This is a genomic window from Peptococcaceae bacterium, from assembly GCA_024655825.1.
Lineage (GTDB): Bacteria > Bacillota > Peptococcia > DRI-13 > PHAD01 > JANLFJ01.
The window spans coordinates 313-12101 of the sequence record JANLFJ010000061.1 but is presented as its reverse complement, the minus strand read 5'-3'; the positions used below and the strand labels follow the sequence as shown (position 1 = coordinate 12101).

Annotated in this window: 10 protein-coding genes and 1 CRISPR repeat array; all 10 genes read left to right on the top strand. The window is 41.5% G+C overall.

Annotated features, from left to right (window positions below; genetic code table 11):
• Positions 1-448: 448 nt before the first annotated feature.
• The 10 genes from NUV48_14840 (at position 449) to cas2 (ending at position 9561) form a co-directional block, all read left to right on the top strand.
• Positions 449-2287, top strand: a complete 1839-nt coding sequence (locus NUV48_14840) for a hypothetical protein (protein MCR4443408.1) — start codon at positions 449-451, stop codon at positions 2285-2287.
• 35 nt (positions 2288-2322) lie between these two features.
• Complete coding sequence (gene cas7i, locus NUV48_14835; GenBank protein MCR4443407.1) at positions 2323-3213, top strand: type I-B CRISPR-associated protein Cas7/Cst2/DevR; 891 nt, start codon at positions 2323-2325, stop codon at positions 3211-3213.
• Positions 3200-3907 (top strand): CRISPR-associated protein Cas5, encoded by a 708-nt coding sequence (gene cas5 / locus NUV48_14830; protein MCR4443406.1) that lies wholly within the window; start codon positions 3200-3202, stop codon positions 3905-3907. Before cas7i ends, cas5 begins: the two co-directional genes overlap by 14 nt.
• On the top strand, positions 3904-6144 hold the full coding sequence (gene cas3 / locus NUV48_14825) for a CRISPR-associated helicase Cas3' (GenBank protein MCR4443405.1): 2241 nt from the start codon (positions 3904-3906) through the stop codon (positions 6142-6144). Before cas5 ends, cas3 begins: the two co-directional genes overlap by 4 nt.
• Before the next feature lie 98 nt (positions 6145-6242).
• Positions 6243-6890 (top strand): hypothetical protein, encoded by a 648-nt coding sequence (locus NUV48_14820; protein ID MCR4443404.1) that lies wholly within the window; start codon positions 6243-6245, stop codon positions 6888-6890.
• Between the two features lie 23 nt (positions 6891-6913).
• On the top strand, positions 6914-7333 hold the full coding sequence (locus tag NUV48_14815) for a nucleotidyltransferase domain-containing protein (protein ID MCR4443403.1): 420 nt from the start codon (positions 6914-6916) through the stop codon (positions 7331-7333).
• On the top strand, positions 7326-7739 hold the full coding sequence (locus tag NUV48_14810) for a DUF86 domain-containing protein (GenBank protein ID MCR4443402.1): 414 nt from the start codon (positions 7326-7328) through the stop codon (positions 7737-7739). The genes NUV48_14815 and NUV48_14810 overlap by 8 nt, the downstream gene beginning before the upstream one ends.
• A gap of 30 nt (positions 7740-7769) precedes the next feature.
• A complete protein-coding gene (cas4, locus tag NUV48_14805) occupies positions 7770-8276 on the top strand; it encodes a CRISPR-associated protein Cas4 (GenBank protein MCR4443401.1) in 507 nt (168 codons plus the stop codon).
• A 10-nt stretch (positions 8277-8286) separates the two neighbouring features.
• A complete protein-coding gene (cas1b, locus tag NUV48_14800; GenBank protein ID MCR4443400.1) occupies positions 8287-9279 on the top strand; it encodes a type I-B CRISPR-associated endonuclease Cas1b in 993 nt (330 codons plus the stop codon).
• A gap of 18 nt (positions 9280-9297) precedes the next feature.
• Positions 9298-9561: a CRISPR-associated endonuclease Cas2 gene (cas2, locus tag NUV48_14795; GenBank protein ID MCR4443399.1), complete on the top strand. Its 264-nt coding sequence runs from the start codon at positions 9298-9300 to the stop codon at positions 9559-9561.
• A gap of 168 nt (positions 9562-9729) precedes the next feature.
• Positions 9730-11763: direct repeats of the CRISPR family, unit length 30 nt; unit sequence GTTCGGAGCCTACCTATAAGGGATTGAAAC.
• Positions 11764-11789 lie beyond the last annotated feature (26 nt).

The window sequence follows — 11789 nt, the reverse complement described above, 5'->3', positions numbered from 1 at the left end:
ATGCTTGATTTGCGATTAGAAAATCATAAAAATAGCTTACATCGCAAAAAGCTCACCAGGAATAAACCTTGACAAAACAGCCAAAACCTTATCATTACGCAGCATCTCAACCCACATGGTAATACTAAACACCTTAAAATGAACCATCACCCCCAGCGAACGCAATAAATCCAGCGGATCGAACTTAGCGGGGCGGCCCAAGGAAGAATAACTGGAAAGCAAAACTGGATAGCGGAGTCCAGGTTCATGAGCCAGACGTTGGTCAGGGGTTCAGAGAAGGATTTGAGCCTGTCCGGGTCGGTGTGGTATAGATCAGGGAGCTGGTCACCAGGAAATTTTGGAAAGCAGAGTGTAGGCGACAGGAGAAACCATAAAATAACGCCTACAAATAAGCAGAATTAAAAAAATACCATAACAACCATAAATTATAAACCCTCGGGGGTTAGGGGTGAAAATAAAAAGCCCTCGCCGGGGGGCTGGATTACTAATAATTTTGGAGTTTACGAAAAAGTACCAACAAATTAAGGGAGGTGATGTTATGACACATAGAAACGACACCGTGGAGGTAGAGTTTCCCAAACTCGGGCATTTTTGGCTTGATAACGGGTTAATTGGTTTTTTAAAACTCATAGAAGATCAAACCAAGGGCCAGGAGCAGTTTGAATTGTCATGTGAAAAAAATGCTATTAGAATCAAGGGTTCAGTTAATAATATCCAAACATTGATTGAGAATACATACGAAACTCTAATTAACAACTTTTACAACCTTTCCACCAAGAAACAAAAAGAAGATACCATGTCTTACAATTTTTATTATGACAGCAAAACTGATAAATTCATAAGTTTTCCTAAGCGGAAGTCAGTAGGCATTGCAGAGTTAATTTTTAACAAGGCTGCCAGGCCTACTGGAAGTTCTATAAAGTGGAAGGCGAAAGTAAAAAGGGACGTGCAAATCAACGGCAAAACGGTAAAACGAAACCGCGCAATATTACCCAAGGAGTTCAGCCATTTACAAAAAAGAATGGATGAATTCCTCGATAAAAACGGATTAGATGTTACAACAGCCGGGCTCTTGGTTGACGGGCCTAATGCTGTTAGGCCCAACGTTACTATCAAGGTAGCTTCTAATACTGTCAAAGGGCAATGCTACCTATGCGGACAGGAAGCCGCTTGTCTTGAGGAAGCAAACCAAACGGTTTTTCCTCTAATTACAGGGTCCAGCGGAGTGCTTTCTTTTAATTCGCAAGGGGGTAAGCCGGAGCGGGTTTGCTGGAAATGCTCTCTTATGGGCAAGTTTGTTCCAGTGACAGGCTTCTATATGTATCAAGATGATAGTATTTACGCTTTTCTTCCTTACTCCTCTTCACTGGAAAAAATGAAGGATACTTTTGAACTATTGCAAGATGCTAGAACAGAAGACCCCAGTCTCTTGCGTAATTTTAAACACCCTCTAGGGGGATATTTCCAGCATCCCTTTGAAGCCACTTTTGCATTTCTTTATACCCTTTATGACAAAGTTCTTTGCCGCAAACCGGGATCCCAGAGCGAAGAAGATGACAATGAATACATTCATGAATTAGATTTTATGAAATACTATGACCTTGTCTATAACAAGGCTCCTGTAGAATTTATAGTCATTCACTCAAAAAATGAGGGGAATACTTTTAGCTGCAAAATGATGTGGCCATTTAAAGAAACAGTTTATTTCTTTAAATTACTTAACGAATTGGAGAGCAGAACAAAGGACAAGCTAAACACTTCTTTATCTATGTTGGTGGATTATTCACAAAAAAAGAATGAAAATAAAACTTTACTGCGCAACAGGGTTTTGGAACGCATATTGAAAAAGCAGACCATCCTTGACCTTGTGGAAGAACATGTTTTTCATAGTGACATTAATTATTTTAAACCGCTATTAGACATGCTTTTGGTTTATGAATATTTGATTAAGGAGGAGGACGATGTGTTTAAAGAGGAGCAGGACGCTGCTGTTTCTCTTGGCCGGCGGATAGGGGTTGCTGTCGGAAAGAGTGACAATGGCAAGAAGGGGGATTTGTTCGCTTTGCGGAAAACCCGCCGGATGGTAGATTTTCTGGAGCAACTGAACCGATTACAGTTTAAACTAGGCAGTGATTTTATAGTGCCGGCGGATGTTTATGAAGGCAAGTTGACCGAAAAAAACTTTACAGAGTTTAAGCAATTCTGCATGGTTGCAGCATTGAACAGCTATAATGCTGCCAGGAATGAAGGTAAAACGAAGACTTCAAGTGGTAGTAGCCAGCAGTAATCTTAGAAATCAGAATTTTAAGGAGGTTAATTTAAATGAAGAATGCCAAAGCTTTGACCATAACCTATCTAACTACAGTGTCTCTTGGGAGTTTGAACGGATCGGACAAGGAGGCTGACAATATTGTAAGCATTAAGAAATTCTCTAAAGGAGCAGAGCAATATCCTTACGGTTCATCTCAATGGCTTCGCAGGGCTTTGCGGGACCAGTTAGCAGCTATGGGTTGGCCTACTTCTGAAGGTGTATCGGCCAATATAGCTAAAGGGGCATCCACGACCTTGCAGAAGCCTGACGAATACATTGATGATGACTTATTTGGCTTCATGGGTACGGAAAAGGGAGATGATGAGAAAAAAGGGACAGCTAATAAAAGAACTTCCCCGGTACGTGTTTCCCCTCTAATTTCCTTTGATAAATACGAAGGAGACTTAGATTTTGGAACCAACTACATGGGGGTTAAAGCAGGAGGAACTCCTAATATATTTGAAACGGAAATTCATGCTGGACTATACAGGAGTACTATTTTGGTAGAGCTGGATCGGGTCGGATGTGGTGAGGGTTTTGAAAAAGAATTACCTGTTACGGAAAAGGCAAAAAGGGTTAAAGGTTTGCTAAGTGCTATTAAAAACCTATGGTCTACAGGCAGACAGACAAGGTTTTTATCTGATATTTCACCCAAGTTTTTAATAGCGGCCATACTTAAGGTGAAAAACCCAATATTTCTGGAGATTCTAGTCCCGGCCAGAGGGGGAGTAAATGTGGGCTTGATTAACGAAACCCTGGCTGATTACAAGGAGGAAATCATTGATTATGTTATAGGGGCAAAAAAGGAAATGTTTGAAATACTACCGGAAGACAGCCTTACAATAGGTGAAGCATTTCAGAAGATGAACGATTGGGTTGATGCTTACTATGTATTACTTTGAAGTTGATGCTTTTGCGGAGATAGCTGGCTTCAGGATTCCAGAAACCCACACCTTTCAGCAAACTTTGCCCCTGCCTCCCCCGACAACATTGGTTGGGTTATTGGGGGCGGCTATAGGCCAGTCTTTTGAAGATGCAATGTTATTTTGCCAGCAGAATAATATTCGTTTCGGGGTTCAAGGTAGGAGCCAATCGCGGTTCAAAGATTTGTGGAAGTACCAGAAAATCAAAACTGACGGAATAATTTCTGCCGTATTACTACGGGAAATGTTAGCTGGATTGGAGTTATACTTGCTGGTGGCCGCAGAAGACGACCTGCTTTTGAACGATGTGAGAGAAGCTATTAAGAATCCTGTTTATGCATTGACTGCTGGAAATAGTGATAATCTCCTAAAAATAAGGAAGATAGGGCCTATTAGCTCAGGGCAATTAGTAATGTCCAGCAATTTTGAACAAACTGTTTTAAAGGGTGATCATTCACTCAATTTTGAAACAAATATCGATATTAAAAGAATCCCTCTAGTAAAAGATATTTATGCCCCTATGATTTACCTATTGCCTACCGAATTTGAATTCAAAGGTACCGAACGAAGGATAAAAGCGCGGGCTCCATATACCTTTGTAGACATTCCCATTCAACTTAAAAATCCTGTAGAAGCAATAGATACAGGAACTAAAACGGTGGCTCTGTTATGACGAAGGAGTATTATGCTCGTCCAGGCCAGACTTACAAAGAACATATAGAAATGGCTTATGAGGCGTGGAAAGAAACTATTAAGGCCAAACGAGGTTTATTAACTAGAATGGGGCAGTTATATAGGTTTGAGACAGAAAGATTCCTGAAAGGATCACTGCTTACAGTAGTTTTACATGACATGGGGAAAATGCTGGAATCCTTTCAGCAGATGATGTGTGATATTAAAGAGCACAAACGCGTTGATTATAGGAAGAATTACCGGCATGAGCTAGTATCTTTCTTATTTGTGATGGCTGCAATAAGTCAGATAGAAGCTAAACCTGATTATTCACAATGGCCCTTAGAAGCCCTCGCTGTGGCGGGACATCACAAAGCCCTAAATACTGATTTAATTTCCTTTGAAAAAGAGCTTAAGGGTATATGCAATCTGCCCTCTATTGATCTAGAAGGACTAAAAATAGCAATAAGTCTTGCTCAGAAAATCTTTCATCAGCAAGGGTGGGAATTGCCATATTTAAATGAGAAGATTGCTAAAAAAGATGGGGCCGCTGTTCTCAGTCAAATGATAAACTGTTTACCACAATTTGCCAGAAAAGAAGATATAGAGCGTGCCAGAACATTGTATTTGCTTACCAAAGGGGTTTTACATTATGTTGATTGGTATAGCTCAGCAGGCGTACAGGTTAGATACAACGTTGAAACTGACGTTGATACTGTAATAAAAAAGCTACATGAAAGGTGCCGGGAAAAAGGTATCCCGTTTGTCGGTTTACGACCATTTCAAAAGCATGCAGCTTCACATAAAGGTCATCTTGTTGCTATTGCTCCAACGGGAAACGGCAAGACCGAGGGTTCACTATTCTGGGCTATTAACAATGCCAAAGAACTAGGAAGGGCTAAGATAATCTATCTGTTACCGACTATGGCCACCGCTAACAGCATCTGGCAAAGAATGACCGATATTTTTGGCACGGATAACGTAGGGCTAACTCATTCAACTGCTAATTTGTTATTCGATAAAGAAGAGAATGATGAGATCAAAGAAGTGGAATACAGAAAACAAGTTCTATTTGATCAGTCCTTTATGAAGCCTGTCACGGTGGCTACTGTTGACCAATTGTTGACTGCTGGGTTCAATACGGGGCGTTGGGTATTAAAGGAAATAAATGCCGCCAATGCTGCTATTGTGGTGGATGAAGTTCATGCCTATGACGGGTGGACTCTTGGACTACTAAACTCAACACTTCAGCGACTTGTCAAATGGGGTAGTCGAATAATGTTGATGAGCGCCACTCTACCGATAGGGCTAAGAACGCTCTTCGCCCAGTCAATCCCCGGTTTGTCTTTTTATGAGGACAAGTCTCTTCTAAATGCACGGCGGAGCAAGTATTATGTACACGATTGCTTAATCGAAGAAGCTGAAAGAGATATTAGAACTGCAGTTAATAAAGGATACAGGGTGTTGGTAGTGGTTAATACAGTGGAAAAATGCCAAAGGCTGGCGAAACAATTAAAGGACCTAAGCCCTATATGTTTGCATTCAAGGTTTATTTTGAGAGACAGGAAAAAGTTAGAGAACATAATAAATAAAGCGCGGCTAGCTGTGGCTACGCAAGTAGTAGAAGTTGCCCTTGATATTGATTATGACTGGCTATTTACAGAATGCGCCCCTCCGGATGCTGTAATACAGAGAGCTGGAAGAGTTAACCGCTATCGAGATAAATATCGGGATAGCAGAGTTTATATTTTTAGGGCGGATGAAAAGTCCCATCGGATTTATGACCCCATTAATGACCCAGAACTTTTGGTTAGGTCTTTCGCCGCTTTTCAGAGTGTTTCAAAGGATTATGTTACAGAACAGGAATTATTAATAGTTTTGGAAAAGGTTTATCAGGGGATTGACTTTGAAGGCTGCGAAGGATATCGGGATGCTTTATGTCAATATGAAATCAGTCAAAACAATAGATTTGGCATTCTGGATAGCCGGATGACAGAGGAAGAAGCGGAAAGAACTCGCTTAAGTAAATATGAAACAATATCTATTGTTCCTGCATGTTTTTTTCAGGAACTCAAGGAAGCTTTACCCAAAGAGAGGAAATGGTATGAGGTTAAAGTACCTTATTGGTACTTTTTACAGCACAAAAAGTTGTTGGATGGTATGTTGTTTTGTGATATTAAATATGACCCATATTATGGCGGTTTTCTTGAACCAGATGATTCTTTTTACGGATTGTAAGGATTGAAGCATAAAAACACTGGAGAATTGAAGCGGGAGTAAATTTTAGTTTTCAAAGAATCTTCAGGGCGTTGCCAATCATTCCTTCTGTGGCTCAGGTGGCTGGCAGGGGAAACCGTCATGGGGAAGGGGATAAAGCTGTTATATATGTATTCACCTTTAAGCGTAACAACGAGAAAGACACGAGAAATTATGTATATACGGAAAAAGACACCCGCGAGGTAACAGATGAGATCTTTAAGAAATGGCCGGAATGGAACGAGTCTAAAACTGCGAAGGTTGTGTCCGATTATTATAATGACCTTTTTTCCCGGAACATGGGAACTACTTTTGTGGAAAAGCTTTATGAAGGGGCTTCCGGCACCTGGAGTAGTCTGGCTGGGATAGAACCTTTTAATACAACTTACCCCCAAATACCTGTTTTTGTCCCGCTTGGAAATGATTATCTGAACAAAGAAGCACTTTTTTACATGCAGAAGTTTGGCGTATCGGATTCGGAGAGTTTATATGAGATTTATCGGGATTCAAAATATATAAGAGGCCTGAGCTTTCATGAAAGGAAGCAGTTCTTTGGTTTGCTGGGTTTCTTTATAGTGAATTTAAGTAAAAAAATAGCGGAACGGATAGGGTTGGGAGTATCAAAAGATTATATACCCTTATTGACTGATCCAAAACTTTATTCATCCGACATGGGGTTGGGTCATTTAACCCGCGAAGATGATATTCCAATGTGTATCGTTTGGTAATATAAATGGCAGAGGTGTACCGAATGACAATATTATTACCTAAAATAACCGAATACCTGGAGGAACATGACAGCATCAGCGCCGCCTGGCTGTTCGGGTCAGCGGCAACCGGAAAACTAAAAGAGGGAAGCGACATTGATATTGCTGTGCTGTTTGTTTCTGGTTTGTCCAAACAGGAAAGGTTTGATTTGAGGCTCAAACTGGCAGGAGAAATGACGAGGTTGGCAGGGAGGACTGTTGACGTGGTGGACATACAGGCAGTCCCTCTCTATTTTCAGCACCAGATTAGGAAAGAAGGTTCTTTAATAGTAGAAAAGGACCACCATTACCGAATATCCTTTGATGTGCGTTCTCGACGGGAATATTTCGACATCTTGCCGGTATTGCAACGAAGAAACCTTCGGCTTATTCAAAGAGCTTTAGGAGGGGAAAAGGATGGTTAGTGTTGACGTGCTAAAGATGAAAGTGGCTCAACTTGCAGAGTATTATATTGATCTTAAGGAATCGCAGAATGTGACGCTTGCTGAATTTTGCGCGGATAAAAAGATCCGTCGATATGTAGAACGCACGCTTCATTTGGCCATTGAATGCTGCCTGGATATCGGAAGCCATATAATTGCCGACAATGGTTGGCGGGAACCACTTGACAACAAGGATATATTTGCCGTACTGGCAGAGAATGGTGTTTTGTCAAAAGAATTGCTGCCAGATTTGCAGAAAATGGCCCAGTTTCGCAATGTGCTTGTTCATGATTACGCTAAAATTGATCCGGAGATAGTTCACAATGTGTTAAAACATAATTTACCAGATTTGCAGGAATTTATCCGCGCTGTTGAGCGGCTTTTATGAACATTTGCTGGTTTTGGAAGGTGGCTGGGTTTGTTAGAAAACGATCTTAATGTTACCGGTACTCTGGTCTGGTATTACTATATCTGCCCACGAGAGGTATGGCTGATGGCCAGGAACATTACTCCCGATCAAGACAATCCAAATATTGATTTGGGGCGTTTTATAGGACAGAACACATATCAACGGGATAAAAGAGAAATCTCATTTGGCCATATCAAGGTGGATGTTTTACGCAAAGAAAAAGGGCAATTGGTTATTGGCGAAGTAAAGAAGAGTTCCAAATATGAAAAGAGCGCCTTTATGCAACTGGCCTTTTATCTTCTGGAACTTAGAGAAAACGGCATTGAAGCCGTGGGGGAACTGCTGTTTCCCAAGGAAAAGAAAAGAGTAAAGGTAGAGTTGAATAATGAACTAATTGCTAATATTGAAAAAGCGAAAAAAGACATCCTGAGGATAATATACCAGGATGCGCCTCAGGAGCCTAAAAAAATTGTTTTTTGCCGCAATTGTGCTTATGCGGAATTCTGCTGGTCATAGGAGGATTCGCATGAAGAAAAGCCTTTATGTTTTCTCGGAAGGTGAGCTCAAGCGAAAAGACAACACACTCGTTTTTGAAACGCAAGCGGGAAAAAGATACCTGCCTGTAGAGGATACAAAAGAAATAATGGCTTTTGGGGAGGTGAGTTTCAATAAAAGTTTACTGGAGTTCATCTCCCAAAAAGAAATCCTGATACATTATTTTAATCATTTCGGATATTACATGGGGACTTTTTACCCGAGAGAACACTTGAATTCAGGTTATATGATTTTAAAACAGGCCGAACACTATCAACATCCTGAAAAACGCCTGTTAATAGCTCGAGCTTTTGTTAAAGGGGCTTACCGTAATATCAGACAAGTGCTTAAATATTACCATAATAGAGGCCGTGAGCTTGGGGAACTGATTTCATTAATAGAGAATCTTGGCCAAGGAATTGAAGATTGCCAGGAAATCAGCCAGCTTATGGCTTTGGAAGGCCATATTCGCGAACATTATTATCATGGTTTTGATATAATAATAAACAATAGAGATTTTCGTTTTCAGGAAAGAACCCGAAGACCGCCAAAAAATTTCTTGAATGTCTTGATCAGCTTTGGCAACTCAATCATCTATTCCATGATGTTGAGCGAAGTATATAAGACACATCTTGATCCTCGTATTGGTTTTTTGCATGCTACTAATTTTCGTAGATTTACTTTGAATCTTGATGTGGCAGAAATATTTAAGCCGATTATTATAGATCGCTTGATATTTTCCCTGTTGGATAAAAATATGATTACAAAAGACGATTTTGAACACCAGGTTGAAGGATTGCTGCTTAAGGAAAAAGGAAAAAGGGTTTTTGTTGAAGAACTTGATAGAAAACTTGAGACTACGATTAATATTAAAAGTCTTGGCAGGAACGTCTCATATCGGAGGTTATTTCGCCTGGAATTATACAAGCTTGAAAAACATCTAATGGGAGAGAAGGTCTACGAACCCTTCGTAGCATCATGGTAGGATTCGGAGGTATGGGATTTGTTTGTAATAATGGTTTATGATATAAATGAAAAACGAGTGGCAAAAGTTCTGAAACGCTCGCGGAAATATCTTTACTGGGTACAGAATTCGGTATTTGAAGGCGAGATATCTGAAACAAATTTTAATAAGCTGAAAATAGAGTTAAGCCGTATTATTAAAGATAAAGAGGATTCGGTAATATTTTATACCTTCCGAACAACCAAATACTCAAACCGAGAGACAATGGGTCTTAAAAAGGGTGGTGATGACAACATTTTATAAAAGCCGTCGACCTATAATACTGCAAAAAATCCTGAACTTCGACGAACATAGCCTTTGTTTATAAATATAGAAACAGCAATATTTTTTAGGTAATTAAAGAGAGATGTATTATGATTTGATTTTAGAGAAAAAAAGAATAGAGCTTTTATTTTATTGCGATTTTTTGGGGTTCGGAGCCTACCTATAAGGGATTGAAACTGGACCTCTACGCAAAGCAAGTAAACTTCGAGCCTCGGGTTCGGAGCCTACCTATAAGGGATTGAAACTTTCTTTCGTTGTTTTTTGCTTCGCATCGTATACTAGTTCGGAGCCTACCTATAAGGGATTGAAACTTGTCTTTGAGAATGAATTTCCCTCTATGCCATACAAGTTCGGAGCCTACCTATAAGGGATTGAAACTAATTAACCGCATCCCAGAACTCATAGAAATCTTCGTCGTTCGGAGCCTACCTATAAGGGATTGAAACGCGGGAAAAGCTGGCGCAAATTTCGACGAGCACGCCGGTTCGGAGCCTACCTATAAGGGATTGAAACCCGCATCCTCTCTTATCTGTGCGCGCCGAAATTCATGTTCGGAGCCTACCTATAAGGGATTGAAACGTCTCTGCCAATTAAACCGCCTCCCTGCATAGCAACGTTCGGAGCCTACCTATAAGGGATTGAAACAAAGAATGAACCAAAGTGGTAGGTCTGTCACCGTCGAGGTTCGGAGCCTACCTATAAGGGATTGAAACTCAGGGGCGCAGGAGGAAAACCGGCGATTGGAAAAGGAGGTTCGGAGCCTACCTATAAGGGATTGAAACGAGAAGAGAAGAGGTATTAAAAGTGGCTGACATCCGTTCGGAGCCTACCTATAAGGGATTGAAACAGAATAAACCTCTTTTAATACTTACCCCAATACTGGTTCGGAGCCTACCTATAAGGGATTGAAACTAAAGGCGTACAGCCGCAAGACTACCACAATTACCTAGTTCGGAGCCTACCTATAAGGGATTGAAACGCCGGACCCGGAAGCCGATCTGCTTGGCATATATGGTTCGGAGCCTACCTATAAGGGATTGAAACACGGTCTGCCCCCGACTGTGGTATCATGTTTGGCAGGGAGTTCGGAGCCTACCTATAAGGGATTGAAACCCTGGAGTTTTTTCCGCAGACCGTCAATAGCGGCTTTGTTCGGAGCCTACCTATAAGGGATTGAAACTAGTGGCCAGGCTCTCCTATTATTATCCATGTGTACGTTCGGAGCCTACCTATAAGGGATTGAAACTAGGCCCCTGGGAGTCTGCAAAAGCTCCATACTGGGAGTTCGGAGCCTACCTATAAGGGATTGAAACCAAATTCTTGGTGGAGCATCCAAAAGAGCTCCGCTTTGTTCGGAGCCTACCTATAAGGGATTGAAACGTATATCACAGCACAGCACATGCTGTCAATGTTTTTCGTTCGGAGCCTACCTATAAGGGATTGAAACTCGGCAAAGATGCCGGCTGCTATCGCCAAGTCCTTGACGTTCGGAGCCTACCTATAAGGGATTGAAACAGGTGTCCCTGGGGGAAGCCTGCCAGGACCCGCCAGGTTCGGAGCCTACCTATAAGGGATTGAAACTCATGTCGCCCCGTTTAATTGGATTCTGCTTTACGAGTTCGGAGCCTACCTATAAGGGATTGAAACATATCCATTTCTTCACGTGCCTTGGCTACATACCTCTGGTTCGGAGCCTACCTATAAGGGATTGAAACTCTAATACGTCCTGTATCAATGCAAGCTCTGTGTCAGTTCGGAGCCTACCTATAAGGGATTGAAACTTTTTAGGCTTGCGCCTTGCCGCTGTCTGGCCCCGTCCGTTCGGAGCCTACCTATAAGGGATTGAAACTCTCTGCCATGCCGGAATATGAAGCGGCCAACTGGGTTCGGAGCCTACCTATAAGGGATTGAAACTTGGCATTGCCGCAGTATCCGCTTCGATACCCCGGCCGTTCGGAGCCTACCTATAAGGGATTGAAACCGGTTCCAGTCCCGGAAAAGGAATGGTTTGACCGTCTGTTCGGAGCCTACCTATAAGGGATTGAAACACATGCAACCTGATTTCTTCCACATCTTCATAAACGTTCGGAGCCTACCTATAAGGGATTGAAACTCCTTTCTCGTCGAGGGCTACAATCTTATAGTAGCCAGGTTCGGAGCCTACCTATAAGGGATTGAAACTTTTTAGGCTTGCGCCTTGCCGCTGT